Source organism: Runella sp. R0.1_18, from assembly GCF_057652155.1.
The window spans coordinates 110,290-136,829 of record NZ_JBYFCK010000007.1 but is presented as its reverse complement, the minus strand read 5'-3'; the positions used below and the strand labels follow the sequence as shown (position 1 = coordinate 136,829).

General features: G+C 45.6%; 23 protein-coding genes and 1 pseudogene. 18 read left to right on the top strand and 6 right to left on the bottom strand.

What is annotated here, in order from left to right; genetic code table 11:
* Window positions 1-78: 78 nt before the first annotated feature.
* Both AC23P2_RS14450 and AC23P2_RS14445 read left to right on the top strand, forming a co-directional pair.
* Window positions 79-1,842, top strand: coding sequence for an ABC transporter ATP-binding protein (locus AC23P2_RS14450; protein WP_487773859.1), 1,764 nt, complete (start codon window positions 79-81; stop codon window positions 1,840-1,842).
* 82 nt (window positions 1,843-1,924) lie between these two features.
* Window positions 1,925-2,770 (top strand): hypothetical protein, encoded by an 846-nt coding sequence (locus tag AC23P2_RS14445; RefSeq protein WP_487773858.1) that lies wholly within the window; start codon window positions 1,925-1,927, stop codon window positions 2,768-2,770.
* 125 nt (window positions 2,771-2,895) lie between these two features.
* Here AC23P2_RS14445 and AC23P2_RS14440 read toward each other — a convergent pair whose 3' ends face one another.
* Window positions 2,896-4,107, bottom strand: a complete 1,212-nt coding sequence (locus tag AC23P2_RS14440; protein ID WP_028527124.1) for a saccharopine dehydrogenase family protein — start codon at window positions 4,105-4,107, stop codon at window positions 2,896-2,898.
* A gap of 138 nt (window positions 4,108-4,245) precedes the next feature.
* Between AC23P2_RS14440 and AC23P2_RS14435 the strand changes: the two genes are divergently transcribed.
* Entirely contained in the window at window positions 4,246-4,719 is a 474-nt protein-coding gene (locus AC23P2_RS14435; protein WP_472493565.1) for a DUF456 domain-containing protein, read from the top strand.
* Between the two features lie 205 nt (window positions 4,720-4,924).
* Window positions 4,925-7,339 carry a TonB-dependent receptor gene (locus AC23P2_RS14430; protein ID WP_487773857.1) on the top strand — a complete coding sequence of 805 codons (2,415 nt, stop codon included), beginning with the start codon at window positions 4,925-4,927 and terminating at the stop codon, window positions 7,337-7,339.
* A 193-nt stretch (window positions 7,340-7,532) separates the two neighbouring features.
* Here AC23P2_RS14430 and AC23P2_RS14425 read toward each other — a convergent pair whose 3' ends face one another.
* Window positions 7,533-8,642, bottom strand: coding sequence for a D-TA family PLP-dependent enzyme (locus AC23P2_RS14425; RefSeq protein ID WP_487773856.1), 1,110 nt, complete (start codon window positions 8,640-8,642; stop codon window positions 7,533-7,535).
* Between the two features lie 256 nt (window positions 8,643-8,898).
* Between AC23P2_RS14425 and AC23P2_RS14420 the strand changes: the two genes are divergently transcribed.
* Complete coding sequence (locus AC23P2_RS14420) at window positions 8,899-9,897, top strand: ribonucleoside-diphosphate reductase small subunit (RefSeq protein ID WP_487773855.1); 999 nt, start codon at window positions 8,899-8,901, stop codon at window positions 9,895-9,897.
* Window positions 9,898-10,032: 135 nt separating this feature from the next.
* Here AC23P2_RS14420 and AC23P2_RS14415 read toward each other — a convergent pair whose 3' ends face one another.
* The gene (locus AC23P2_RS14415; RefSeq protein ID WP_487773854.1) at window positions 10,033-10,647 is read right to left on the bottom strand and encodes a deoxynucleoside kinase; all 615 of its coding nucleotides are present in this window, start codon (window positions 10,645-10,647) and stop codon (window positions 10,033-10,035) included.
* 250 nt (window positions 10,648-10,897) lie between these two features.
* Here AC23P2_RS14415 and trhO point away from each other — a divergent pair, with 250 nt between their 5' ends.
* The 13 genes and pseudogenes from trhO (at window position 10,898) to AC23P2_RS14350 (ending at window position 20,847) form a co-directional block, all read left to right on the top strand.
* The gene (gene trhO / locus AC23P2_RS14410; RefSeq protein WP_487773853.1) at window positions 10,898-11,872 is read left to right on the top strand and encodes an oxygen-dependent tRNA uridine(34) hydroxylase TrhO; all 975 of its coding nucleotides are present in this window, start codon (window positions 10,898-10,900) and stop codon (window positions 11,870-11,872) included.
* A 160-nt stretch (window positions 11,873-12,032) separates the two neighbouring features.
* Window positions 12,033-12,305 (top strand): annotated as a pseudogene (locus AC23P2_RS14405) (nucleotidyltransferase domain-containing protein); the annotation flags it as partial.
* A gap of 27 nt (window positions 12,306-12,332) precedes the next feature.
* A complete protein-coding gene (locus AC23P2_RS14400) occupies window positions 12,333-12,956 on the top strand; it encodes a hypothetical protein (RefSeq protein WP_487773852.1) in 624 nt (207 codons plus the stop codon).
* A 4-nt stretch (window positions 12,957-12,960) separates the two neighbouring features.
* Window positions 12,961-13,305, top strand: coding sequence for a protein-tyrosine-phosphatase (locus AC23P2_RS14395; protein WP_487773851.1), 345 nt, complete (start codon window positions 12,961-12,963; stop codon window positions 13,303-13,305).
* Window positions 13,306-13,329: 24 nt separating this feature from the next.
* On the top strand, window positions 13,330-14,427 hold the full coding sequence (locus AC23P2_RS14390) for a helix-turn-helix domain-containing protein (protein WP_487773850.1): 1,098 nt from the start codon (window positions 13,330-13,332) through the stop codon (window positions 14,425-14,427).
* A gap of 101 nt (window positions 14,428-14,528) precedes the next feature.
* Window positions 14,529-14,969: a hypothetical protein gene (locus tag AC23P2_RS14385; RefSeq protein WP_487773849.1), complete on the top strand. Its 441-nt coding sequence runs from the start codon at window positions 14,529-14,531 to the stop codon at window positions 14,967-14,969.
* A 14-nt stretch (window positions 14,970-14,983) separates the two neighbouring features.
* Window positions 14,984-15,748, top strand: coding sequence for a helix-turn-helix domain-containing protein (locus AC23P2_RS14380; RefSeq protein ID WP_487773848.1), 765 nt, complete (start codon window positions 14,984-14,986; stop codon window positions 15,746-15,748).
* Between the two features lie 40 nt (window positions 15,749-15,788).
* Window positions 15,789-17,312: a capsule assembly Wzi family protein gene (locus tag AC23P2_RS14375; protein ID WP_487773847.1), complete on the top strand. Its 1,524-nt coding sequence runs from the start codon at window positions 15,789-15,791 to the stop codon at window positions 17,310-17,312.
* Between the two features lie 73 nt (window positions 17,313-17,385).
* A complete protein-coding gene (locus AC23P2_RS14370) occupies window positions 17,386-17,826 on the top strand; it encodes a DinB family protein (RefSeq protein ID WP_487773846.1) in 441 nt (146 codons plus the stop codon).
* 60 nt (window positions 17,827-17,886) lie between these two features.
* Window positions 17,887-18,771, top strand: coding sequence for a heme-dependent oxidative N-demethylase family protein (locus tag AC23P2_RS14365; protein ID WP_487773845.1), 885 nt, complete (start codon window positions 17,887-17,889; stop codon window positions 18,769-18,771).
* 55 nt (window positions 18,772-18,826) lie between these two features.
* A complete protein-coding gene (locus AC23P2_RS14360) occupies window positions 18,827-19,264 on the top strand; it encodes a hypothetical protein (protein ID WP_487773844.1) in 438 nt (145 codons plus the stop codon).
* A gap of 101 nt (window positions 19,265-19,365) precedes the next feature.
* Window positions 19,366-20,454 carry an agenet domain-containing protein gene (locus AC23P2_RS14355; protein ID WP_487773843.1) on the top strand — a complete coding sequence of 363 codons (1,089 nt, stop codon included), beginning with the start codon at window positions 19,366-19,368 and terminating at the stop codon, window positions 20,452-20,454.
* 18 nt (window positions 20,455-20,472) lie between these two features.
* Entirely contained in the window at window positions 20,473-20,847 is a 375-nt protein-coding gene (locus AC23P2_RS14350) for a hypothetical protein (RefSeq protein ID WP_487773842.1), read from the top strand.
* Between the two features lie 8 nt (window positions 20,848-20,855).
* Here AC23P2_RS14350 and AC23P2_RS14345 read toward each other — a convergent pair whose 3' ends face one another.
* The 3 genes from AC23P2_RS14345 to AC23P2_RS14335 form a co-directional block, all read right to left on the bottom strand.
* Window positions 20,856-22,226: a S41 family peptidase gene (locus tag AC23P2_RS14345; protein WP_487773841.1), complete on the bottom strand. Its 1,371-nt coding sequence runs from the start codon at window positions 22,224-22,226 to the stop codon at window positions 20,856-20,858.
* A 28-nt stretch (window positions 22,227-22,254) separates the two neighbouring features.
* Window positions 22,255-22,848: a MiaE family protein gene (locus AC23P2_RS14340; RefSeq protein ID WP_472493467.1), complete on the bottom strand. Its 594-nt coding sequence runs from the start codon at window positions 22,846-22,848 to the stop codon at window positions 22,255-22,257.
* Window positions 22,849-22,941: 93 nt separating this feature from the next.
* The gene (locus AC23P2_RS14335) at window positions 22,942-26,496 is read right to left on the bottom strand and encodes a carboxypeptidase-like regulatory domain-containing protein (protein ID WP_487773840.1); all 3,555 of its coding nucleotides are present in this window, start codon (window positions 26,494-26,496) and stop codon (window positions 22,942-22,944) included.
* Window positions 26,497-26,540 lie beyond the last annotated feature (44 nt).

Genomic DNA, 26,540 nt, shown 5'->3' with positions numbered 1-26,540 from the left:
TTTTCAAAAAATTAACGCCTCTGTCCGAAACTCTTACCCACGTAAATTGGGTTAGTAGAATACATTTCCCTTTAAGCTATGAACGAAGAAAAAAAGAGTGGACAGATTTTTGACTTGCCTACCCTGCGTCGCCTGTTTACGTTTGTTAAGCCTTACCAAAAACAATTTTACACACTCGTTACGCTCATTTTGGTGAGTGCAGCGCTTTCGCCACTTAGTCCGCTCCTTTTTCGCTATACCATCGACAACCAAATTGCCTCAGGCGACTACAATGGTCTGGCCATGATGCTTGCCGTCATGGTGGGTTTATTGCTTTTCCAAGCCATTATTCAATTCATTCATACGTACTTAGCGGGTTGGTTGGGTCAAAATATCATTCGCGATATACGGGTGCAGTTGTACGAAAAAATCCTCAGCCTCCGACTCAAGTTTTTTGACCAAACCCCCATTGGACGCTTAGTAACTCGTACCGTGTCGGATGTTGAAACTTTATCGGATGTTTTTAGCGATGGAATGGCAGCCGTTGCGGGCGATATTTTGCAGTTGGTTCTCATCATCGGCGTTATGTTTTACACCGACTGGCGCTTGTCGCTCATTAGTTTGGCGACTGTTCCTTTTATGTTGATAAGTACGTACATTTTCAAAGAGAAAATCAAAGATTCGTTCAACGAAGTTCGCACGGCCGTTTCTAACCTGAATGCCTTTGTGCAAGAGCACATTACGGGCATGAACATCGTGCAGATTTTCAGCGCCGAAAAAATCGAACTGGATAAATTTCAGAAAATCAACACCGTCCACCGCGATGCCCACATTCGGTCTATTTGGTATTACTCGGTATATTACCCCGTTGCCGACGTGATTGCCGCCGCCGCTACAGGCTTAATTGTATGGTATGGTGCGCGCGAAATCCTCCACAATGACATCACATTTGGGACGGTCACGGCCTTTATCATGTTTACCAACCTCTTCTTCAGGCCCATACGAATGCTGGCAGACCGTTTTAACACGCTTCAAATGGGGATTGTGAGTACGGATCGTATTCTCAAATTGCTCGATAGCGACGATTATACGGTCAACAACGGCACGTACGCCCCTACCCAACTTCGCGGTGAAGTATCGTTTAAAAACGTGTGGTTTGCCTATAACGAAGAAGAATACGTCCTTAGAGATATTTCATTTGATGTAAAAGCAGGTCAGACGGTTGCGTTTGTAGGAGCTACTGGCGCAGGAAAATCGTCGGTCATCAACCTGTTAAGCCGTTTTTATGATATAAATAAAGGCGAAATCATGGTGGATGGCGTAGAGATTCACCAGTACGAACTGGGCGCGCTGCGTCACAATATCGGCGTGGTACTGCAAGATGTGTTTTTGTTTTCGGATACGATTCATAACAACATCACCCTCGGCAACCCCGACATTAGTCGCGCCCGTATCATTGAAGCTGCCCAGCTCGTTGGCGCGCATGACTTCATCGAGCGCCTTCCAGGTGGCTACGACTACAACGTAATGGAACGCGGCGCAACGCTCTCGGTAGGGCAACGACAGTTGATTTCGTTTGTGAGGGCGTTGGTTCACGACCCCAAAATCATTGTGTTGGATGAAGCTACTTCGTCGGTTGATACCGAAACCGAGGAGTTGATTCAAAATGCCATTGAGAAACTCATGAAAGGCCGTACGGCCATCGTCATTGCTCACCGACTTAGTACGATTCAGAAGGCGAACCAAATCATTGTCCTCGACAAGGGCCAAATTAAAGAAAAAGGCACGCACGACGAGCTACTGGAACACGACGGTTTTTATGCCAATCTCTATCGGATGCAGTACAAGGAAGTGGTGGGGTAATTATTAAATTTAAAGCAGTGACGCAACCCGCGTGATTGGTTATCCGTATTGTAAGTAAACCATTAAACGATTACTTACATCTATGAACCAATCATCCTTATTCCGCGTGTTCAAACACTACTCTTTCTCTGTGGGTTTAGCAGTTTTATTATTAGCTGCTGGTTGCACCAAAACCGACAGTACACCTACCTTCGACGTAGCGCTGGGACAAACCTCATTGGGGCAAGTGCTTACGGGAGAAAACGGCAAAACACTTTACTATTTTGCCTCCGACATTACAGGTCAATCGCAGTGTTCAGGTTCGTGCTTGACCAACTGGCCCGTATTTTACAAAGAAACACCTACCCTTGGAACTAACTTGACTGCTACCGATTTTACGACTATTACGCGCGCCGACGGTACCAAACAAACCGCTTACAAAGGCTGGCCGCTTTATTACTATGCAGGTGATACCAAATCGGGCGATGTGGCGGGAGAAAAACTCAACAATGTCTGGTTTGTCGCCAAGCCATCGTACTCATTGTTTTTTGCGAATGCTCAATTGGTAGGAAACGATGGTAAAAACTACCTTGCGGACTATACAGTTGGAGATGGGAAGACTGTTTACTTGGTGGATGCGGCAGGGAAAACGCTTTATGGCTACGTTCCTGACAAAAAGAACACCAACGTTTATACCAAATCGGATTTTAGCAATAACCCCACTTGGCCCATTGCCGAAATTGCGATGCCGACCGATTTACCAAGTAATTTATCGACGAGCGATTTCTCGGTTATTGACGTTTTTGGACGCAAACAACTGGTATTTAGAGGACACCCGCTCTACTATTTTGGCCCAGATAATGGCGTTAAAGGTGCTACCAAAGGGGTAAGCGTACCTAGACCAGGGGTGTGGCCTGTGTACAATGCTTCTACGACAGCTTTGCAATAAAAAATAAACCCTTCCAAGGTTTGAAACCTTGGAAGGGCTGTAAGTAAATACCGTGGTTATTAGTAACCATAGGCACATTGAAAAACCTTGACAGGGTTCAAAACCCTGCCAAGGTTAAATAAAGACTAATACTCGTGCGGAAGCGGCTGGTTAATTTGCTCATGCCACGGCAAACCGTGCTGATTGAGTAAATCCATGAATGGGTCTGGGTTTAGCTCTTCGCAATTCCATACCCCTGCTTTCATCCAATCGGCATTGGTCAACATCAACATCGCACCAATCATCGCTGGTACGCCTGTGGTATAGCTAACCGCCTGTGCACGTACTTCTTTCCAGCACTCGGCGTGGTCGCAGTTGTTCCACACGTAATACGTTTTATCTTGTCCGTCCTTGATTCCTTTGATTTGGCAACCAATCGACGTTTGTCCTGTGTAATTTTCACCCAATGAATCTGGCGGAGGCAATACGGCTTTCAAAAACTCCAACGGAACGATGTCCATGCCCTGAAATTTAATTGGCGCAATACTCGTCATTCCTACGTTCTGAAGAACTTCCAAGTGCGTCAAATACGCCTGTCCGAACGTCATCCAAAAACGCGCGCGTTTCAATGTTGGGAAGTTTTTCACCAACGACTCCAACTCCTCGTGGTACAATACATAGCTTTCTTTGGGGCCAATGCCTGGGTAATCAATCGGCTTGTGAATGCTCATCGCAGGAATTTCCACCCACTCCCCGTTTTCCCAGTAGCGACCAGGCTGCGTAATCTCACGAATATTGATTTCGGGGTTGAAGTTGGTAGCAAATGCTTTTCCGTGGTTTCCAGCATTACAGTCGATGATATCTAAGTAGTGCATTTCATCAAACTGGTGCTTGTTGGCAAACGACGTAAATACCTGCGTCACGCCTGGGTCAAAACCGCAGCCCAACAATGCCATCAAACCCGCTTCTTTAAAACGCTCTTGGTACGCCCACTGCCAGCTATACTCAAACTTTGCCACGTCTTTTGGTTCGTAGTTGGCTGTATCAAGGTAGTGAACTCCCGTTTCCAAGCACGCATCCATGATGGTCAGGTCTTGGTAAGGCAGGGCCACATTTATCACCATTTTAGGCTGAAACGACTTGATAAGCACCACAAGCTCCGCTACGATGTCGGCATCTACTGCGGCCGTTTGAATCGTTACCCCGTGCATCGTTTTAATATCTGCCGCAATTTTATCGCATTTCGACTTGGTGCGGCTTGCAAGCATGATTTCGGTAAAAACGTGCGAATTCATTGCGCATTTGTGCGCAACCACGCCCCCTACTCCTCCTGCTCCTATGATTAAGACTTTTGACATTTTAGTTGTGAGAGATTTGGTGACTGAGCCGCTTTCGTTAGAATTTAACTTCCGCCAGCTCAAAATTTAGTCGGCAAAGATACGATGCGTAAGCGTTTTTTCTGTTATTTGAATGTTAGTTTTTAAACACTTAACTTCATGGACATTCTTTTACTCATTTTAGGCATTGCTGGGTTGTTGGTAGGGCTTGCGGGTGCCGTTCTTCCCCTCCCTGGACCGCCATTAAGTTTTGTTGGATTATTGTGTCTTTATTTTTGCAGCTACGCTACCATGAGTTCATGGGTATTGTACTCGTTTGGCTTTGTGACGGTCATTATCACTGTACTGGATTATTACGTCCCGATTTGGGGCATCAAAAAATTTGGCGGGAGTCAATACGGCACTTGGGGTTCTACGTTGGGGCTACTGCTTGGCTTTTTTGTCATTCCTGCTTTGGGAATATTTTTAGGTGCCTTTTTGGGGGCACTTGTGGGCGAACTTATCGGCGGGATGGCCATCGACAAAGCCTTAAAAGCCGCTTTTGGCTCATTTTTAGGCTTTTTATCGGGCATTGTAATGAAAGTAATCTTGTGTTTGGCCATGATTATTTACGCCGTTTTGGCCTTGGTATAAGTTTTTAAAAAAACTTTCGACCTGCTGGCGTAGGGGAATTACCGTGACGAGTTGTCATCTTAGCAAATAGCCAAGAAAACAAACCTCTGTAAACTTTCTCCCGTCGCCCAGTAGGGTAGCCTTGTAAATTGTACTTGCTTTTTACAACACCGCTTTTGCTCGGTGACGGGATTTTTTTGTCTAAAAATCACAATCCTACAAAGCCATGCAAAGCAACATTCGTTTTAAAAACAACCGTTTCCATCACCTTTTTTCGCGTTACTCGTATTTTTTCATCGCAGTCATTGCACCCTTACTTTCAATCACACAAACAGCTCATTCCCAAACCCTTACTCAAACAATACGTGGGATAGTGGTGGATAAAAGCCTCCAAACGCCCATTGCTGGGGCAAGCATTGTACTCGTAGGAAGCCAACCACTGCGCGGTACGACAACTAGCACCGATGGCGACTTTGCCTTACCCAACGTACCAATAGGCCGCCAAACGCTGAAAGTGACGTATATGGGCTACAAAGAGAGTATTATGAGCAATATTGTGGTCAATGCGGGCAAGGAATTAGTGCTAACCATCGGCCTCGAAGAAGACATCACTCAGTTGGCCGAAATCACGGTCAAACCGACTGTTGAAAAAGACAAACCCCTCAACGACATGGCCACCGTAAGCGCCCGTACGTTTTCGGTCGAAGAAACCCAACGCTACGCCGCCGCTGTCAACGACCCTGCGCGTATGGCGACAGCTTACGCGGGTGTGATGTCGGCCGACGACGGGGGCAACAACATTGTCATTCGCGGTAACTCACCCAACGGCTTGCTGTGGCGAATGGAAGGTATTGATATTCCCAACCCCAACCATTTTTCGAGCTTGGGCGCTTCGGGGGGTGGCATTTCGATTTTGAGCGCGCAGGTATTGACCAACTCCGACTTTATGACGGGCGCTTTCTCCGCCGAATACGGCAATGCACTCTCGGGGGTTTTTGACCTTAAACTCCGCAAAGGCAACAACCAAAAGCGCGAATACACCGTTCAGGCGGGGCTTTTGGGCTTAGACATCGCTGCCGAAGGACCTTTTTCGACCACTTATAAAGGTTCTTATTTGGTCAACTATCGCTACTCTACCCTCGAACTTTTGAGTAAAATTGGCCTTCCCGTCGGTGATTTTGCCCAACGTTTCCAGGATATTTCGTACAACATTTCGCTTCCTACCCAAAAATGGGGAAAATTTACCCTCTTTGGTTTTGGCGGATTGAGCAGCAGCATGGGCGTAGCTAAAGCCGATTCTACCCTATGGAAAACTGAAGGCGACAAACGTTTTGATGAAAAATTCAAGTCTAATACGGGGGCTTGGGGAGCAACGCACTCACTTAACTTCAGTCCGAATGCGTTGTTAAAAACGGTGGTGCTGTATTCGGCCTACGAAAACGGGTTTAGGCAAAAACGCTACACCGATAGCTACGTTTTTGAACCTCGCTACGATGAACACTATCAACTCAACAAACTGTCGGTGTCAAGTACGCTCAATTACAAATTCACCGCCCGCCTTGCGCTCCGTACGGGAGCGATTTGGAGCCACCAAACGTACGATTTTTTCCGAGAAGCGTGGGATGCCGAAACGAAGAAATGGGAACGCTACGTGTCGTCCAAAGGCCAAACTGCTACCCTTCAGATTTTTGCGCAAGCCAATTATAAACTCACCGAACGCCTTACTGCTAACCTTGGGGTGCATACCCTGCGTTTATTCCTCAACAGCCGCCAAAGTATTGAACCACGAGCGTCGGTCAAATGGGACTTGGCAACGGGGCAATCATTGGCGCTGGGCTACGGCCTTCACAGCCAAACTCATCCGCTGGCTTTGTATTTTTATTCTCCAACAGCTGGTGATATTCCTAATCGTTACCCCAACCAGTCGCTTAATTTCACCAAGGCTCACCACCTTGTCCTTTCGTACGACCGACTTTTAAGCGAACATACCCGCCTCAAAACCGAGGCTTATTACCAGTCGCTGTACGGCGTACCTGTCAGCGCCAACCAGCGCGATGCCATTTCTATCCTTAACGTTGCGGATGGTTTTATTTCCAAACAGTTGGCCAACAACGGACGAGGCGAAAACTACGGGTTTGAGCTTACGTTGGAGCGTTTTTTACACAACAACTTTTATTACCTTGTGAGTGGCTCGGTTTTCAAATCGCGCTACCAAGGCTCCGACGAAGTTTGGCGCAGTACGCGTTTTGACGCAGGAAGTGCAGTAAATGTATTGGTTGGAAAAGAATGGCCACTAGGTCAGGGGAGAAATAACGTACTGGGTGTCAACCTCAAAACCACTTATATGGGTGGCTATCGCACCACGCCCATCGACCTTGCCGCTTCTCGCCGCCAAGGACAAACGGTATGGATTGATGCCCAAACCAACCAAGACAAATTGGATGCATATTTTCGGTCGGATGTACGGGTAAGTTGGAAACGCAATAAAAACGGCTTCACCAGTACGCTTTCTCTCGACCTTCAGAATGCAACCAACCGCCAAAATGTCTATAACCATTTCTTTGATTCTAACCTCAACGAAGTTCGTACCGTTTATCAATTACCGCTCATTCCTGTCTTGAACTACCGAGTCGAGTTTTAAGGAGGAGTGGACCATTACTTGCTCTCTTTTCTAAATTTATAATCAGTTAAATTGACCTAAAACGGGTATGTGCAGGCAGATTCTCAAATCTGCCTGCCGAGGTTTCTCAAAACCTCGTGACGCGCTCGATTCATTCGGTTTTGAGAAACCTCAAGCGGCGGTTAGGAGTAACCGCCTTGCACATTACCTTCCCCTACACTGTAATTCTACGCTTGCGGCCAAGCACTTGCCACGTATCTACCACTGACTGGTTTTCAACAACGTAGGCTTCGTCGTAGAGATTTACCGTAGGACAGACGTGAAATGGCACGCCGTACAACACATCGCCAACGTTGATATTTTCCCAATTTTCTACGCGGATAACGCCGTGTTCTTCACTTTGTCCAACGAGTTCGTAATTGTCAAGATTCAAAAAACGAATTCGTTTATCAATGGGGTTTTCGGCGGCGACGGCTTTGTGACCCATATCCACCGTAATCAATCCTGCTTTTGGCTTTGAAATCACGCGGGTAAGTACCAGTGCCGCGTACTCAAACGGCTGTTCGGGTAGTTTATCGCCGTAGCCCCAGTCCCACAGCACACAAGTCCCTGGACTACAATACGTTTCGGCATGAAGTGCGTGAACGGTAAACGTAGGCGTTCCACCTGCTACAATGATGGGGCGCGGCAATCCTGCTTCTGCGATGGCTTCTAAAAAATGTTGGACATCCACAAATCCGTCTTCCACTTCGTGGCGACGCGACTCAAAATCGGGCGTCCGCAAGTGCCCATCATATACGTGCAAACCGTGACAAGAAACGTTAGGAAGCTCATGTAGTAGTTGATACAGTTCAAGAATGGCTCCATCGAGGGCGTGTCCTGAGCGGTCCATCCCGTTGTTGACGTCCAAAAACACATCGCTCACCATGCCGCTTGCACCAAAAAGGTCGTTGTGTTCTTTTACCACCGACGCGCTGTCAATTAAGGAGGCCACAAAAACGTCGGGATACTGTTGACGAAACGCCAGCAAACGCTTTACTTTCGGCCCCATCAACTGGTGGGCAATCACCACGTACTTCGCTCCTGCCATAGCGGCCATTTCGGCTTCGGCAATGGTGGCACACTTAAATTTTGAAATGCCTGCGGCGAGCATCATTTTTACCACCTCAGGCATTTTATTGGTTTTCACGTGCGGGTACAAACGCTCGGCATTGCCCGCAATGTCAACCATCTTTTGAATATTACTTACCACTCGCTCTTTATAAATCAACAACGACGGCGAATCTGCTTGCTCCTCGTTTTGGAGCTTATACCATGGAGACATAAAGGTTAATTTGGGTGAATTGTCCAAAAATACGATGGTTCGTTCAGACTTTCCAAACGCTTATACGTAGGTCGCATAAAAATATCAAGAATTTACTTTTCGGAACTATCTCAAAAAAAACAAGTTAGCACCAATGGAGGTTGTATTTTTTTACTTACTTGAAAAGGAGGTGCGCCACGTCAATGACACAGTCCGTCAAAGTTGGTAAATTTGTTACGCTAAAATCCCCCAATACACTTTAACATCTAGCAATATTATGTCACAATCTGAAGTCGCCAACGCTGTAGAGCCCCTGTTGGTTGAAGACCCCCACCGCTTTGTACTTTTTCCTATCAAACACCACGATATTTGGCAATTTTACAAAAACCACGTAGCAACGTTTTGGGTGGCCGAAGAGATCGACCTTGCGTCTGACCTTCAACATTGGGAAAACCTCAACGACGGCGAGAGACACTTCATTTCGCACGTTTTGGCTTTTTTTGCGGCATCCGACGGTATCGTTAATGAAAACTTGGCCGTCAACTTCCTGAGTGAGGTACAGTACGCTGAGGCGAAGTGCTTTTATGGATTCCAAATTGCGATGGAAAACATTCACTCCGAAACCTACTCGTTGTTGATTGATAGTTATATCAAAGACCCCGTAGAAAAAGACCGCATTCTTCGTGCCATCGACACCATTCCGTGCGTGCAAAAGAAAGCTGAGTGGGCTTTGCGTTGGATTTCCAACGGCTCGTTTGCGGAGCGTCTTATTGCCTTTGCGGCCGTAGAAGGTATCTTTTTCTCAGGTTCGTTTTGTTCGATTTTCTGGCTCAAAAAACGTGGTTTGATGCCTGGACTAACGTTCTCTAACGAACTTATCTCACGCGATGAAGGATTGCACCGCGACTTTGCCTGCTTGCTTTACACCGACCACATCATCAATAAACTACCCGAAGAAAGTATTTATAGTATCATACGTGATGCCGTGGATATCGAACAAGAGTTTGTGACGGATGCCCTCCCTGTTTCGCTTATTGGGATGAACGCAACCTTGATGAATCAATACATCGAGTTTGTCGCCGACCACCTTTTGGTGTCGTTGGGATTGAAGAAAATCTACAACTCGACCAATCCGTTTGACTTCATGGACATGATTTCGCTCCAAGGAAAAACCAATTTCTTTGAGAAGAAAGTGGGTGAATACCAAAAACCTGGCGTAAAAAATTCTAGCAAAGAGCGTGATGTTCAAACACTTAGCTTCGATGCTGATTTCTAGTTTGAAAACTACCTGACGCTGCAACAAAAAAGGAAGCCTAGGCTTCCTTTTTTGTTTACTGAGTATGTCGTTAGTCGGGTTGTGAGCAACCCTCTGCACGGTGAGTCGGGTTGCTTACAACCCGACCAGCACGCTCTACCGATATCCTAATGTACGGTTCATTTCGGTGACGATGTAGTTAAAATCATCGGGATTATTCTCAAAGTCAAGGTCGTTGACGTTGATCGTCAACAGCGTTCCGTCGATGTACGTATCAGCGAAGTTTTCGTACAATCCATTGAGATTGAGCAAATATTCGTCGCTGATGGTTTGTTCAAATTCGCGTCCACGTTTCTGAATCTGACGGCGAAGTTTGGGCAAATCAGCCTTCAAATACACAATAATATCGGGGGCTTTGATGGCGTTGGTGATGGTTTCGTACATCATCAAATAGTTCTGATAATCACGGGTTTCCATCAAGCCAGAGTCGGCCAAATTTTTCGCAAAAATAAATGCGTCTTCGTAAATTGTACGGTCTTGAATCACCGTCTGATAGTGCATCGAGCGAATCTTTTGGGCTTGTGCAAAACGACTGTTAAGAAAAAACACCTGAAGATTGAACGACCAACGCGCCATGTCTTCATAAAAATCGGCCAAGTAAGGGTTTCCTTCTACGGCTTCGTACAAAACTCCCCACTTATAGTGTTCTGAGAGCTTGCGAGCGAGCGTAGTTTTACCTGCTCCGATGTTTCCAGTAATTGCAATGTGCATGATAGGGTAGAGTTAAACCGTTATGATAAAGTTTTAAGTGGTGGTATCGATGTTTAGGCGAAAACTTTCATAAAAAGTATGCGAATATAGTCAGACTTTTATACTTTTTCTGACTCATGCGCTTACTTCTCGGCCAGCTCCTAAGTTTTTTGTAATTTTGCAGGAACGTTATTTGCTGATTTTCAATTTCTAACTATACCACAGAAAAAATAGAACTCAGCTTTATGTTGTACTTCTTATTATGAGTCAAATGAAACCTTACAGTGTTCTTTTATACTATCAATACGTGCCCATCGAAGACCCACAGGCGTACCGCGATGCGCAGCACGAATTTTGCGTCAACAACAACCTCCTCGGACGCATCATCATCGCTCCTGAAGGGCTTAATGGTACGGTATCGGGCCTCATCGAAGATTGCGAAGCCTACATGCAGTGGGTGAAAGCCGACCCACGTTTTGCGAGTATCGACTTCAAAGTGGAATACCACGAAAATCATACGTTCCAAAAACTGCACGTACGCCTCAAAGAAGAGATTGTCAACTCTGACTTGCCCGTGGATCCACTCAAACAAACGGGGGTGCACCTAGAGCCAGATGATTTTAAGCAAATGCTCAAAGAAGACCCTGATTTGGTGGTGATTGACATGCGCTCCAACTACGAGCACAGCGTTGGGAAGTTCAAAGGGGCGATTACGTTTGACATGGAAAACCTGCGCGAATTGCCGCAGCACATGCACGAAATTGAGCATTTGAAGGGCCAAGGCAAAAAAATCGTGACGTACTGCACGGGCGGTATCAAGTGCGAAAAAGCCAGCGCTTATCTTCTCGACCAAGGGTTTGACAACGTTTATCAGCTCCACGGCGGCATCATCAAATACGGACTAGAAGCGGGAGGAGAAGACTTTGAGGGAAAATGCTACGTGTTCGATAACCGCCTCACGGTGGACGTCAACCAGGTCAATCCAAAAGTAATTTCGACTTGCTACGTTTGTGGTACACCTTCCGACCGCATGGTCAACTGCGCCAACAACGAGTGTAATATCCACGTACCAATGTGCGAAGATTGCGGGTGGAAAATGGAAGGGGCGTGTTCGGAGGCTTGTAAATGTGTTCCCAACAAACGCATTTACGATGGCACAGGCTACTACCCGCGAAAAAGCGACCACTACACGCCACTTCAAGGGCTCAAAAGCTTTAAAAAGTCTATGAAAAAGGCCGAAGCTTAGTTTTGTTTATGTTGCTCGTCCCGACATCCAGTCGGGACGCCCACGGCATAAAGTCTCCGACTTAAAACACAAATAACTGATATACAATAGATTTCATTCAATGGCAACTACGAATGCAAACGCATTTGGGTTAACCTAGCGCGACCTACAAACACTACGCAATGTATTTGCGGCCTATCCTGAGATAGAAGAAGTCCGTATTTTTGGAAGCAGGGCCAAAGGAAATTACCACAAAGGCAGTGATGTAGATTTGGCCGTGATGAATGAAGGTGTTAGTGTCAAAAGCATTCGTGCCATTACCGCTTTATTATCCGAAAGTTCATTGCCCTACCGAGTCGATTTAGTCAATTTTCCTGCACTTTCATATCCAGATTTCATTGAACATATCAATAGAGTTGGCAGGTTAATTTATAAGAAGATAGAAGGCTTTTAAAGGCAATATATATACATCCCAAGTTTTATGTCAACTACTCATGGATCAGTTACCTTTAATGAAATAAGCGAGACCCATTCGACTTGGGTGATAAAATATTGCTCACCTACTTTCAACAATCCATTATTTCTTATTTGGTACACAGATACCGACAAAAATAGTACTGATAAATTATTGACCTACAAAAACGGAAAAATTTTCGCTACTGATTCATTAAATGATTTAAAATCCAAATTACGTTCTGAAAATAAAGACTTAATTTGGTTTGACAATCTAAATATTTGGCTAGAAAACTCAAACAATTTAGCAGCAGTAGAATATTGCACCTATGATTTAATCTCGCTTACAAACGAGCTTGATGCAGGGAACATGAATGATACTTTATTAGGTGATTTTGTTGACTTTATTAATTTATATCGTGACTTTGTTAATCAGCATCCAAACAACCTTCATCTCCGAGTCTATTCCCATAGCAATGCACTAAAAAAAATATGGAATTACTATTATGATTTTACTTTTTGGCCGTCATATGAGAAACCAGACGAAGCACAACATAGTAAAAAGCCCAAGCTTGGAATCAGTTCAAAAAAAATAGCAAGTCTGTTAAAAGAACTACAAAGAACATTTGAAGAAAATCTACAGCTAAACTAGCAATATGACCGAAAAGCCCAACGTATTGGTTGTATGTGGAAAAAACAAAAAACGGAGTAAAACCGCAGAGCATCTGTTTTTGAACGACAACCGTATTCGCATCCGTTCGGCAGGATTAAGTCCCAAAAGCAACCGAAAAATCTCCGAAAATGATTTGCATTGGGCTGATTTAGTGTTGGTGATGGAATACGAACATAAATCAAAAATTAAGGAGCTTTACAGGCATTTGGAACTTCCTACCATCGAGGTGTTGGCCATTGCCGACGAATACGAGTACATGGACGAAGAACTCATAGAAACCTTGACCGACAGAATCAATGATACCCTAAAACGTATATATGCGATTTAGGCAAACAGCTATTTATGTCAACCAATGAAATTCAGCATCAGCGATTTTAGCATTTTGATGGGGGGAGGTATTGCGCTTTTGGTGGCCATAGGCGTTTGGTTGAGAAACAAACAGCAGTCGTCCGTCGCTAACTATTTTCTCATCGCTTTTTTGCTCAACTGTCTCATTAGCATTTTTCTCAAAATCCTGTACTTCAATCAATTATTTGAGCAATTTCCCCATTTCCTCAAGCTAAACCACCCACTTGGATTACTGCGTCCTGTCACCTTTTACCTGTATTTTTACTTTTTATTTCGCCCGCAAGTGAGGTGGCAAAAAATTCAGTGGCTTCACTTTGCTCCTACGCTTCTGTTGCTGGTTTATACCTTGCCTTTTTATGCCCTAAGTACCCCCGACAAAGTGCTTGTTTTCCAGCAAGCCCTCCCCGACCCTGCCCCCAATTTTAGGTCATTTGCGGGCATTACTGTGTCGTTGGCCGTGGGTTATTTTTTGCTATCGGTGTATGAGTGGTGGCGTTTTCGACCAATCTCCGCACACACCTCTTTGCCCAAAATCGTTTCCACCCGACGTTGGCTACTACTGTTGCTCGTGGGTTATGCCCTTTATCTACTTTCGTCGGCGCTTATTTGGTTCCTAACTTATCCCCAATACGAATATTTTTCCTACCAAATCATCTCCCTTTTTTTGATGGTAGGTTGCATCAAGCTCCTCAGTCAATCCGACTTACCTGCGTACCAAATAATTCCTCCGAAGTATGCTAAGTCTAACCTCGTTGGTGCCCAAAAAACACAATTGCAACAGGAACTTCACCGATTAATGCGGGACGAAAAGCTGTTTTTGAACGAAAACTTACGTCTAAAAGAAATGGCACAAAAAATGGGCATCAACGAAAACCAACTTTCTCAGCTTATAAACGAGGGCGAAGGAATGAGTTTCAACGATTTTGTCAATAAATTTCGCGTTGAAGCCGCCCAAGAGTTACTGGGTTCGGAGCAATTTTACAAAACGACGATTGAAGCCGTAGGGTACGATGTTGGGTTTGGCACACGGGCTTCTTTTTATAACGCTTTTAAGAAATTTACGGGACAAAGCCCCAGCGAATTTCGTCGAAAAAGCAGCTAAATATTGTCCAATCTTACCATTTTTGACGATTATAGGCATTTTTAGACCTACTCTTGCCCAAAAATTCACCAAGTTTTAAAAACCAACAAGAGTAGTCTCCCATGAAACAATCACTTTATTTTTCGCTTAAAACAATCGCCGCTGCTTTTATCTTTGCAGTATTGAGTCCTTCAGCCAACGCCCAATCGGTCTGGATCATGGATTTTGTGGAAGTCAAAAATGGCAAAGAAGCCGAAGTGGCCTATTTTATTCGTCAAAATTGGCAGGTTTTCCGCGTAGAGGCCCTGAAACAAGGCATCATTACGTCTTATAAAGTGCTAAAAACTACTCCTGATTCGACGGCGGCATTTCGCTATATTCTGATGACAGAATACGCCGATAGTGCTGCTGTAAGGCTCAGTGAAGAACGTTTTCGACCTATTTTGAAAGCATTACGCCCCAACGGCCCCCTGTTTTTAAACGAAAGCCGTCCCAAAGATTTTTGGCAAATTCCGATTTCAAAACAGGCAGCAACGTTTATTCATTCAAACGAAAAAAAGTAGCCAACGAGTAACCCATGAAATTCGACACACATGCCCCAAGCACCCGACTCCAGCCGTACATTAAGTATTTTGTGGTGTCGGAAAACGACCAGGAAAGCGACTACAAAGTCTTTCCGTCGTCGGGGCTTGTGATTGGATTTCAGTACCGAGGCCAACTTACTTCTTACCAAAATGACACTGTCCAATCGCTTACTTCGGCGGGAATTACAGGGATGTCCGACAGTTACAAAATTTTCAAAAACTCCGCTCATATCGGCACTATTTTGGTCTATTTTACCGAGACGGGTTTTGCCCATTTTTCCTCCCAACCCACGCACGAACTTTTCAATTTGAGCCTGTCGTTGGAGCATATTTTTGACAAAAGAGTTATCCAAGAAGTAGAGGAAAAATTGGCAGCAGCCACTACCGACAAACAACGCCTCCGAGTCGTAGAGCAGTTTTTTCTTTCCCAACTCAAAGACCTCGAAACCGATAAACTTATCGTGGAGGCGGTTAGGCTAATTTACGAAAGCAAAGGAAGCATTCGGGTGAAAGAACTCAACGAACGGCTGTTTATCAGCGCCAGTCCGTTTGAGAAACGCTTCCGAAAGGTTGTGGGCACGACGCCCAAAAAATTTGCGTCGATTGTACGTTTTAACACCGTTTTAGCTCAATTTGACCAACAAAAATCGCTGACCGATATTTGCTACGAAAACCACTTTTTTGACCAAGCCCACTTCATCAAGGACTTCAAACAATTTACGGGAGATACACCCGAAAACTTCAAACGCTTCCTGTAGAAAAACGATTTTTCACAATCATAAGCCCACCCATTATCGAATGAAAATTTTGTACATTTATGCTTTTGATTGCACCAGCATCCTGCCTCAACTCAGTCGGTTTATGTATCATCGCTTTATCTGTACGCTCTTTTTAGTCCTCTGTTTTGGGTTAGCTTCAAGCGCCCAAGACGATTCCACTCGTTTTTTTGTGGAAACGGGCGGAGTGGCCGCTACCTCACAGCACACACCGTTTTGGCTTCGTTCTAACCAATTTGGAAGCGTTCCCCTCTCCAATCCGTTTGTGTTTGTGAAAACAGGAGCACAAGCTTTTATTGGAACAAAGCCCCGCAAAGCCCAACTTCACCTACAAGGCGAAATTATAGCCAATGTAGGGCGTACTTCTTCGGTTATTTTACCCGTGGCATCTGCCACCTTTCGTCATCGCCAATTTGAAGCCTATGTAGGCCGCCGCAAAGAGTTTTTTGGGTTGGGAGATACCCTACTTTCTTCTGGATCTTACGCTTGGTCGGGCAATGCCCTGCCCATCCCCAAAGTACACATTGGCACCAAGGGGTTTGTCTCTGTCCCTTTTACCAAAGACATACTGGCTTTTCATGCCACATTTTCTCACGGTTGGTTTGGTCGCCAAGATTCGGTTCGTAATTACTACTTACATCAAAAAAGTTTTTACGGTCGAATCGGAAAGCCCACTTGGAAGGTCAACTTTTTCTTAGGATTGCTCCATTATGTACAGTGGGGTGGTACGCCTGTTCATCCCATTCAGGGAGTCCTTACGGATGGCAAATACCCTTCGTCTTTTAAAGATTACCTTTATTTGACCATTGCCAAATCGCCTAACGGAACCAGTTACTCCGAATTTGAAACACTCAACCAGATCGGTAATCATTTAGGATCGATTGACCTAGCCTTCTCCTACAAACAAAGCAATTGGGACGTATTATTATATCATCAGCACCCTTTTGAAGATAAATCAGGGTTGGCATTTATAAACTTTCCCGACGGGTTGTACGGGCTACGTCTCAAAAACGCCAAAGCAAAAACAGGACGTGGGCTCCATATTTCTCAGGTTACCCTCGAATACCTCACTACGCTTGATAAAGGCAATAGTATGAATCCCGATTTGCGCAATAGGTACGAACCTGACCCTTATTTTAGACATGCCCAATATACAACCGACTGGACTTATAACCATTTTATCATCGGAACTCCCTTTTTCACTCGCTACGTTGACATGAACCCCGCACTCATTGCCCCAGCTTACGTCAATAAATTGACAAGAGGCTACTATGTCGCCAACAATAGCGTAGAGCTATTTCATGCAGGGTTAGATGGTACCATTGGGCAGGTCACACGCTTCTCTACTCGAATTTCATACAGCAAAAACTTCCCAGAATACTTTAAGGACGTCTTTGCCAAAGCCAACCAATTCTCATATCTAGCTACTTTTATTTTCCCTTGGAAAAAATACGGACTCGAAACCAAGGCAGCAGTTGCGTTTGATTATGGTCAACTCATTGACAAAAACCTTGGAATGATGTTTTCGGTGAAGAAAGGCTGGTAGCCTAAACGGTAAAATAATAGGTTTTAAGCCCTTATCTAAGAATTATTATCTTTGTGAGGTAAACCTTACAAATATGCCTAAACAACTCTTGACCGACCTACTTCTACAAAATCAATTGACGTGCCATTTTGCCTTTCAGCAAATTACGCCCGAAAACGCACATTTACGTCTTAACCCCCAAACCGCTTCTGTTGGGTTTATTTATCGCCATGTAGCCGAAACCATGAACCTGTTTGGGTATTTTCTAGGAATGCCTAGCGAAGTGACCAACACCACCATGGGGCACACTGACGAAGGCCAGGGCAATGATGTAGAAGAAAGCCATGTATTGCTCCAAAAAGGGTTTGATATGTTACAAAACTGCATCAATTCAACCCCTGAAGAGGCTTGGAACGACCCCATTGATACGCCCTTTTTTGGCACGGTTTCGCGCATGAGAATTTTTTCCCATGTACTTTTTCACAATGCCCATCACGCAGGACAAATTGCTTTAACACTGTCTAAAGGAGCTTAGATATTACATACAACCATGCTGCTGCCTTATTTTCCTTTCGAGGAACGTTACTCTTTTACCATGGGCACTTTTCCCCTCAAAGAAACCGACCCGCTGGTAGAAGTCGATGAGCACTATATGGCCGAAATAACCGAAAAACGTCGCCTACTTGCCGAAGACCACGGTTATTATTTTAACGCGCTGCCCGAAACACATTTGGCACAATGGGAAGTGCTCGACAAAGTGCTTCGGGCATTGGCGGCCTTCTACCCTCAGCATTTTCAGTTGACAATCAAAGACGACCGTTGGCATTGGCATAATCACCTTTTGGACGAACAGCAGTCTTTTGTGTTTGAGGACAATAATAGCCTTCCGCTATCACCCCTCGACTGGGTGGGCCGCCAAGTACAGGAAGATTTGCTTCTGATGGCCAACGACGAAGCCGTCTCGCTCCAAGCAGGGCAATTGTGCTTTCCCAACGACTGGGATTTGGGAGAAAAATTTGGCAAATCGTTTTTAGACATTCACACACACATCCCGAAAGTGCTCGGCCCCATGATGATGACGGCACAAAAGCTGATGGAGCGCATCATCGCCCATCGGCCTGTGTGGCGTCTCAACTGGAATTTCAAGATTCATAACGCGTTAGATATGTCGTCGAAGTATTTTGTGGCTTCGCGAAAAGAGCTGGCAGAAGTAGGCCCTACCCTCACTCCCGACACCCTCGGCGAACGGTTGTACTTACGCGTAGAGCGCCAAACGTTGACGCGCCTACCTCGTTCGGGCTACATTTTGTTTGGGATTCATACCTACCAGAATACGCTCGCCAACGAAGCCAAAGACTCCGACCGCGCGCGACGGATGTACCAAGTTTTGCAAAGCGCCCCACGCGAAGTCATTCATTACAAAGCCATTCCGTTTTTTGAGGAGGCATTGATGAAGTATTTAAAACGAAACCTTATCTAAACCTTATCTAAACCTTATAGGTTTTAAAAACCTATAAGGTTTGAGCTTGCATAATATGAAAAATGAACACTACATTCTAGAAAATGGCGTCTTGGAAATACAAGAGCAACAGCTTTTTATTGATGATACAAAAAAAAAGCAATGGAAAACAGAAGTGCTTTTTCTCCTTTTTTTCGTGATTTTAGGGAGTGCCAAAGTGGGAGAAGGCATATGGAACGACGATTATTTTAAACTATTTTTAGGAGTGGGAATGTTGGGGGTAGCCGCTTTCTCACTATTTACCCATAAATTAAGAACCACTATCCAAGCGGAGGTACTCTTAGCGGATATTGTAAAAATAGAAATCAACAAAAAGAAGCCTGATAGGTGGCTCTTAGGGCATATTTTATTGAAAAACAAGAAAGTACGCATTATCCATCTTAATGAAGACTTTGACAAGGCACGCTTTATTGAAGATATGCGACTGCGAGAGATTCCGATTGTGTTAAAATAATTCATCCCAAACCTTATAGGTTTAACACATTTCCCCAAACCTATGGGGTTTATGTTTAGTGACTTAATGAACAACCTCATAGGTTCTTCAAAACAAAGACAATGAAAACAACCTTTTTTCTCGTTCTTCTTACCTTAACAAGCATTGCCCAACCTAAATCTAGTTTTGAGCCGCAGCGTACGTGGGTATGTATGGTCGGCGTGCTGGAATGGGCAGATGCCAACAGCTTTGCCTCTTTTGAGAAAAAAGGACGCGTCGATGCCAAAATCCTTCAATTTTTCCAAAAGCAAGGCGTACCTTCCGAACACATCCTCTACCTCAAAGACCAACAAGCCACCACCAAAGCCATTCGGGCGGCCATGGCACCGTTTTTACGTCAGGCCAAACCCAACGACCTGTTGTTTTTTTACTACTGCGGCCACGGTTATAAAAACGACGCCAAAAAAGTATGCTTTGCCAGCTACCAAGGCGCCGACTGGTCGGCAGAGGAAATGGTACGAACCGTTAACGATAATTTTGCGGGAAACACGGCCTTCTTTACCGCCGACTGCTGTAATTCGGGCGGGTTGGCGCAAGAAGTTCGTAAATTCCCTCAACGTAATTATGTCGCGCTCAACTCCGTCGTTCCTACCAACGTCTCAACAGGTAACTGGACTTTTTCCAATGCTTTGTTGTACGGTCTAAAAGGAGAATCGTTTGTGGATATCGACCAAAATGGTAAGATTACGTTGGGTGAACTCACCAACTACATCGACGAAGAAATGGCGATTGTGGAAGGGCAAAAAGCCGCTTATTTTGTACCCGAAACCTTACGCACTTGGGCCATCAGTAGCAACGTCCCTCCCAAAAAAGACAAACGCATTGGTCAGCGCGTCCAAGTGGATTATGACGGCACCGATTGGCTGGGATTTGTCGTTGACAGCGACGCGGGAAAGAAGTTCAACGTTCGTTTTTATAGTTATACCAACAACGAAACTGATTGGGTAGCATCCTCGCGTTTAAAACCGTTCGTTTGTCCCAAAAGTTATCCCGTAGGTTCGTCCGTTGAGGTATATTATGACGACGATAAAAAATGGTATCCCGCCAAAGTTTTAAAAACATATTCGTGTTTACACTATATTCATTACAACGATTACGGTAGCGAGTGGGACGAATGGGTAGCACCTTCCAACATTCGGCAAAAAAAATAACCAATTAATAAACCTCTCATGTACAAATCCCTCTTACTTGCCCTTGTATGCGTAGGTCTTTTGACCTCTTGCGGAAACTCCGAAGAGCTGGAACGCCTTCGTAAAGAAAACACCGATTTAAAAGCACAACTCGACTTGCTTAATGCCGCTAAAAAGCCTAAGTACATCCTCAAGCTAAAGTTGAAACAGGCTAGCTTCTCGTTGAGCGTAAAAAAGCACATTCGGAACGCTATAAACGCCATCGAATTTGAGCTTCCCGTCGATAAAGATTTTTACGACAGCGTATCGGAAGGTACCGAAATCGTGGACAAGTTTCGCTTTGGCTCGTTGGTATTGTACGGCACCCTCGGCGACTGGGAAATGACCGTTCGAGGCAAAGAAATCCGCGAATAAAGTAGCTCCTATTTCTGATTTTCGAGGTATTTCACCGCCTCACTCAACCAATCAGATTCGGGAGACTTGAGCTGAATTTTTGGGGCGATACCCGTTTGGTCGATGGGGGCGGTGTCGGTCCACGAAGATTTGACAATGGGAATCACAAATGTAAAATCAGGGCACGGAATGGGGGTAGGTTGGCGCAAGTCACCGTAGTCCATCATCCCCATCGTGTTTTCGCCCATGGTAGTTACTTTTTCAAAATCTTTGACCACCTGAATCGAATATTCGGTAGCGCTACCGCACAGTGCGTTTTGTAAAATGACCACCTTCTTTGGATTGGGCAAGGCCGCTTCGTAGCTCACAGGAAAGTCGGGCTGGGGAACGTACGCGCCGATGTTTTGGCGTAATTTTCGTAACAACGTACTATCGCTACTATAATCACTGCTAAAGACGCGGTTGTTGTTGATGGAGGCTTGCATCAATCCTCCTTTCACAATAAACGGCTTGGTGTATAGATAAGGCAACAGGAGTTCCATGCCAAAATTCCCGCCGCCGTTGTTCCGTACATCAATAATCAAGTACGGAGTAGCTCGAATGAGCGAATCATTCTTTTTGATAAATGTCTCAAATTGGCTCCATTGCATCCCGAAAGTGGGGATACGTACGCAGACTACATTAGGAGAAGGTTTCCAGCACGCCAGCCCTTTGTTGCCGTTTTGCCAAGTGGCCAATTCTTTTTCTTCCGCAGGGGTCGTTGTCGTGGGAAAGAGTCGTTTCCAGGGAAAGTAATTGTAAAAAAGATTTCCTTGAAACTTCGCCCGCGGGTCGAGACTTAGCAAATAACTTCCAAATTCATGGACGCTGTAAAACGTCCCATTTTTCTTGATTTTGGAAAACAACTGCCCCGTTTTGTAGGTCGTATCGGCACTTTCAAGCACAATTCCTTTGTAGGTGTCGGCAGCCTTTCCATCTTTGACAATCGCAATTTTGAGTTTTTTTTCATCGTGCCACCAAATCCCTTCGGGCGACGAACTAGCCGCTTTTTGGGTAAGTTGGCGGGCTTGGGTTTCGGTAAGTGGGTCAAATAGTTTTAGGGCGTGCTCTTTATTGTAAACGCCTATTTGGAGGTGTTTGTCTTGAAAATGATTGATATACGCGGCCAAAATATCAAAACACTCCGCCCGCGACGGACTCCGCATCGACTGAATACGCAACTGCGTGACCATCCGCGCGTACGCAAGTCGATTTTTAGAATTGCTGACTTTATCGCGATAGCCCGCGTAGTCGGTACTAATTTTTTGGATTAATGAGTCAAGGTTGGTACGACAGTCGCAGTTTTGGGCATTGACCGCCCAACTTTGAACAACAAAAAACAAACACAATATCCGTTTCATAGCTGATTTTTGGGGATACGTTATAAACTTAGTGCATTCGGTCACCGCGTATTTCGAGCGTTTGCATGATTTTAGCTTCTTCGGCCAAGAGTTCCTTCCAACGCGTACGCACTTGCTCAACGGGCAGGTATTCTTCGGCCAATTCAATAAAATTGCGGTAATGCCCCGCTTCCGACACCATCAAATCGTGGTAAAAACTGCGGAGGCTTTCGTCCGAAATATGTTGAGAAAGTAACTTAAAACGCTCACAGCTACGTGCTTCAATCAATGCACAGAGCAACAGACGATCCAAAAACACCTCTTCCCGTTCACCTTTTTTCTTCACTACTTGCTGCAAGCGGTTGACATACTCATCTTTACGAGCACGCCCTAGTTTGAAACCGCGCTTGTGAAGTTCTTTCAACACCATCCGAAAATGCGCCCATTCTTCGGCAACGACGGGGGTCATTACTTCCACCAGTTTTTCTTTTTCGGGAAAATGGACAATCATCGAAATGCAGGCCGAAGCGGCTTTTTGCTCACAATAGGCGTGGTCAATCAGGATTTCTTCCAATTGCATCTCAGCAATATTCACCCAACGTGGGTCGGTAGGTAGCTCAAGTCCAAGGGTAGTAAGAGACATTTTTTTTTGGTAACTTAAAACACGTACAAAATTAAAAAAATCTCATTTTCCCAAATGTCATAATTCGTTTCAAGCCGTAAAAAAAACCCTCTTTTATTGAACCCGAATTAACTGAACACCTACCACTGGACGACCGTCAGCCGTAATGCCTTGTATCACCACACGCACCGTCCGCACTACGTCTGACAACGGAAAACGCAACTGACTGCGTCCCTGTCCGTCGGTTTGCATGAGGGGTTTCCAGTATAAAACATCCCGATAATCGACGGGCTTGGCAACGCTGTCAGCGGTGACTTCGGTATCGTAACGGGGCACATAAAATTCCCGTTGTACCGACGGATAACCAATCAATTCAATTGGCGTCATTCCTTCATTCGTCTTAGAATTTTTCTGCATTGACCGAGCTCCTTTTGAGTAAAACGCAATGACGCCGTTCCCCCCCCGAATTCCGTATATACCAGCAGCCCCAGAGTTTTTTAGCACTTCGACACGTTCGATATCTCCTGCATTGTAGTTCAGTAAAGCCGTTCCATCGGGGTCATTAATAGGCACACCATCTATCACATACAAGGGTTGCATACCGCTTTTGAAACTATTTACCCCCCGCATAAATACCTTGTAACTACGCGCCTGTACCGCCCCTTCTCGTTGAACGGTCACGCCCGTCAATCGCCCCTGAATCATTTCGTACAGATTCGGAAAAACTGGAAATTTATCGTCAATAATGAGGACGGCATCAGCCGTGCTGTGCAAACTACGTTGTTGAATATCTTCGGGTCTTTCTTCTGACTTGCGGGCTCGAACCGTCACTTCCTGCAAGACCTGGGCCGTTTTATCGCGGTAAAAATCAGCGTTGGCGTCCTGTCGAATTCGAGCGGCTTTCGATTCTGCCCGCAACGTTAACCAATCGGGGGATGCAGTTATGCGCCCAGATTCCCATTGACTACTCGACGTTTCCAAGGCCAAAAAAGCTTCTTTGGCAGAAAGTTTTCTTGACTTTTCATCCATAATTTGTACCATTAACTGTAGCGTATCAGTAGCCGCCATTCCTACGAGACGAAAACGCCCCTGTTCGTCAGCCCCTGCCGTTCCTACAAAGGATTTCCCAACACCTGTCGATACTACCGTGAGCTTAGCACCAGGTATAGGTTGATTCTTGGCATTTAGAATGCGTCCTTTGAGCGATACGCCACCAAACTGTTCTGTTTCAGGCGTACCGCTAACGCGTCGCCAGCCCTGCGTCAACAGTAAATCATCCAATGCTTGAAGGGTTTCAGCGGAGCGATTCTTCAGATACTGGTTGGGGGTTTCGATACGTCCTCGCAGCTCTCCCGTCAGCAACAAGTGGGTGTGAATATTCGCTTCGGCGGTATCATCAAAGACTTGGTCGGCATCGGTAATCGAGGCTGACAATGCGGCCAGCACTGGTGCCCCATTATCACTCAAATTGATACTCAAGATGGCCTGCTCGCGTGGCTGATAGCGGTTTTTGTTAAAACTCGTCACTATACGTACTGGCGCGATGGCTTCGGGGACAAATACCAATCGTTCGGCCTGGGCCTTACCGATAGCATCATACAGGGTGATTTGTGCAAGCCCTGCTGGCCAAGTCGTTATGGGCAAAGTTATCTTCGCCACTCCGTTTTGCAAGAGAATTTTTCGCTGGTCAATCACCCGACCGTGCTGCTGAATCACCACATAGACAGAGTCGGTTACGGTCCGTTTCGAGCTCCTTATGGTCAACATTAGACGGGTGGTGTCGCTGGTTGCATCAGCCGAAAGCAACAGTCCTTCCATTTCAGGCTTGGGCAATGCTATACGCTGCGGCTGGTTGTTATATATTAAATAAGCATAATAAGTCCGCTGTGCTTTGGGCTCCAGCAATACGCTTGTCATCCCCTGCTGATTGGTTTTAAACCCAACGACTTCCACTCCCAAATCATCAACAATACGTCCCCCAATGGCCAAGCCGTGTCCGTTGGGCTGTAGAATTTTTACGCCCAAACGCGCTGGTAATCCCGCAATCCACCGACCACCTTCAGGCAAAATCTGAACGTCCAGTAGCTTGGGAATAGAATCATTAGGCATGGATGCGTTGCTACTCAGAAGCAGGTTATAGACCGTCACCGACCGCTCAAACGCTGGGCGTCGTTGCGCATCATCTTCGTCGGTGTATGCGCGTAGGTGGTACGTCCCCGTTGTGAGGGTATCCGACAAGCGAAAATCACCGCTGCCGCGCCCTTCCACGATGCGCACCCACTGGTGCTGCACCAGTTTTCCTGTGGGCGTAAGCAGGTCAACATGGATGGCCGTTTCGCCACTGGCCCGTTGATGATTAACCGCGTCGAGTAAATACGTACTCATCCAAAGCCGATCTCCAGTGGCGTAAAAAGGTTTGTCAATGTCTATAAACAAGGTAGGAGCCAGCCACTTAAACCGTTCACTGAAAGCGGCAGTAATGCGTTTTAGGCTGGAATCAGGCAGTGCAATTTTTCCCTGTATTGCCAACGGATCGTTTGTAAGCGACTCCTTCGCATTCGCATCGGGTTGCCATTCGGCGGGCAGCATCGTCGAAAGTCGATCATCTCCCATTGAGCCTTGCGCCACCATTCCTTCAGGCTTCGTAATCACCCCATTGGTAGCCAGTTGTAGGTGGCCGCTGGGGAGCGATATTTCGGTGTATTCGTAACGGGCATCTGGATAAGGCGAAAAGTTGGAAGGGGCATTCCTGTAAAATACAATGAGCTTCATGGACGAAACCAATCGGCGTTCGGTCGATAACTTTCCAGGTTGAATCAACGTAGCAGCCTTGACTGGAATCAAACGCTTGTATTCGCTAATGGCGGCGGCGAGCGTAATGGATTTACGATCTGCGGGCATTGGTTTAGTAATATCTTCCTGAAAAACCATAAAGCCCGCCTGCTCAAACGTATTATCGACCAAAGTGGCCATTAAATGCCGAATAGAGCCTTGGTAGGCCGCCAACCGATTGCGCCGAAACCGATTGGCTTGCCGTTCGGTTTCGGGTTTTAGTTCTTCAAAACGCGCAGTACCCGCCGAATACGTCTTTCCTGAAGTCGCAGCATCAAAATGTTGCAAATCATATACCAATCGGTAGCCCAGCGCTTGATTCTCAACAACTAACGGCTCGTTGGCCGTCGCATACAAGTGGTTATTCTCTTCGTTAAAATACAGTACATCACTGTTGACAAGCTGGCACTGCCCACCAAACGACTCCCCAAGAAGCTCCTTTTTAAACTGACGTAGCTGTTGTTCGCGTTGCTTTTGATTGCCCCGTACTATTACCGTTTCTAAGGTTTGCGCGCTTGCTTTTAGCCGAAAATCAGCTTTTTGGGGAGAGGCATTGTCAAATCTAAACGTACGTTTTTCGGATTCGTACCCAATAAAAGAAGCCACAATTTCAACCGTACCCAGCGGAATACCGACAAGGGTAAACGCTCCTTTTTCATCGGTCACCGCCCCTCGCGTACTGCCATTCACATAGACATTGGCAAAGGGCATGGGTTTACCCGTCGTGGCATCTCCGACATTGCCAGTGAGTGTGGCGGTGGTTTGACCGTAAGCAAAAAGGGTAGATTGTAGAAGTAGGACAACAGTAGTCCAAGCGATAAAGAGCGAGCAACGCATGGTTGTAAAATGGCTGGTTATTTAGGAAAACCAGTGAGGTAATG

Excerpts from the sequence above, each read along its gene's own strand:
- AC23P2_RS14450 (WP_487773859.1), top strand. The coding sequence starts at position 79 with ATGAACGAAGAAAAAAAGAGTGGACAGATTTTTGACTTGCCTACCCTG.
- AC23P2_RS14445 (WP_487773858.1), top strand. The coding sequence starts at position 1,925 with ATGAACCAATCATCCTTATTCCGCGTGTTCAAACACTACTCTTTCTCT.
- AC23P2_RS14440 (WP_028527124.1), bottom strand. The coding sequence starts at position 4,107 with ATGTCAAAAGTCTTAATCATAGGAGCAGGAGGAGTAGGGGGCGTGGTT.
- AC23P2_RS14435 (WP_472493565.1), top strand. The coding sequence starts at position 4,246 with ATGGACATTCTTTTACTCATTTTAGGCATTGCTGGGTTGTTGGTAGGG.
- AC23P2_RS14430 (WP_487773857.1), top strand. The coding sequence starts at position 4,925 with ATGCAAAGCAACATTCGTTTTAAAAACAACCGTTTCCATCACCTTTTT.
- AC23P2_RS14425 (WP_487773856.1), bottom strand. The coding sequence starts at position 8,642 with ATGTCTCCATGGTATAAGCTCCAAAACGAGGAGCAAGCAGATTCGCCG.
- AC23P2_RS14420 (WP_487773855.1), top strand. The coding sequence starts at position 8,899 with ATGTCACAATCTGAAGTCGCCAACGCTGTAGAGCCCCTGTTGGTTGAA.
- AC23P2_RS14415 (WP_487773854.1), bottom strand. The coding sequence starts at position 10,647 with ATGCACATTGCAATTACTGGAAACATCGGAGCAGGTAAAACTACGCTC.
- trhO (WP_487773853.1), top strand. The coding sequence starts at position 10,898 with ATGAAACCTTACAGTGTTCTTTTATACTATCAATACGTGCCCATCGAA.
- AC23P2_RS14400 (WP_487773852.1), top strand. The coding sequence starts at position 12,333 with ATGTCAACTACTCATGGATCAGTTACCTTTAATGAAATAAGCGAGACC.
- AC23P2_RS14395 (WP_487773851.1), top strand. The coding sequence starts at position 12,961 with ATGACCGAAAAGCCCAACGTATTGGTTGTATGTGGAAAAAACAAAAAA.
- AC23P2_RS14390 (WP_487773850.1), top strand. The coding sequence starts at position 13,330 with ATGAAATTCAGCATCAGCGATTTTAGCATTTTGATGGGGGGAGGTATT.
- AC23P2_RS14385 (WP_487773849.1), top strand. The coding sequence starts at position 14,529 with ATGAAACAATCACTTTATTTTTCGCTTAAAACAATCGCCGCTGCTTTT.
- AC23P2_RS14380 (WP_487773848.1), top strand. The coding sequence starts at position 14,984 with ATGAAATTCGACACACATGCCCCAAGCACCCGACTCCAGCCGTACATT.
- AC23P2_RS14375 (WP_487773847.1), top strand. The coding sequence starts at position 15,789 with ATGAAAATTTTGTACATTTATGCTTTTGATTGCACCAGCATCCTGCCT.
- AC23P2_RS14370 (WP_487773846.1), top strand. The coding sequence starts at position 17,386 with ATGCCTAAACAACTCTTGACCGACCTACTTCTACAAAATCAATTGACG.
- AC23P2_RS14365 (WP_487773845.1), top strand. The coding sequence starts at position 17,887 with ATGGGCACTTTTCCCCTCAAAGAAACCGACCCGCTGGTAGAAGTCGAT.
- AC23P2_RS14360 (WP_487773844.1), top strand. The coding sequence starts at position 18,827 with ATGAAAAATGAACACTACATTCTAGAAAATGGCGTCTTGGAAATACAA.
- AC23P2_RS14355 (WP_487773843.1), top strand. The coding sequence starts at position 19,366 with ATGAAAACAACCTTTTTTCTCGTTCTTCTTACCTTAACAAGCATTGCC.
- AC23P2_RS14350 (WP_487773842.1), top strand. The coding sequence starts at position 20,473 with ATGTACAAATCCCTCTTACTTGCCCTTGTATGCGTAGGTCTTTTGACC.
- AC23P2_RS14345 (WP_487773841.1), bottom strand. The coding sequence starts at position 22,226 with ATGAAACGGATATTGTGTTTGTTTTTTGTTGTTCAAAGTTGGGCGGTC.
- AC23P2_RS14340 (WP_472493467.1), bottom strand. The coding sequence starts at position 22,848 with ATGTCTCTTACTACCCTTGGACTTGAGCTACCTACCGACCCACGTTGG.
- AC23P2_RS14335 (WP_487773840.1), bottom strand. The coding sequence starts at position 26,496 with ATGCGTTGCTCGCTCTTTATCGCTTGGACTACTGTTGTCCTACTTCTA.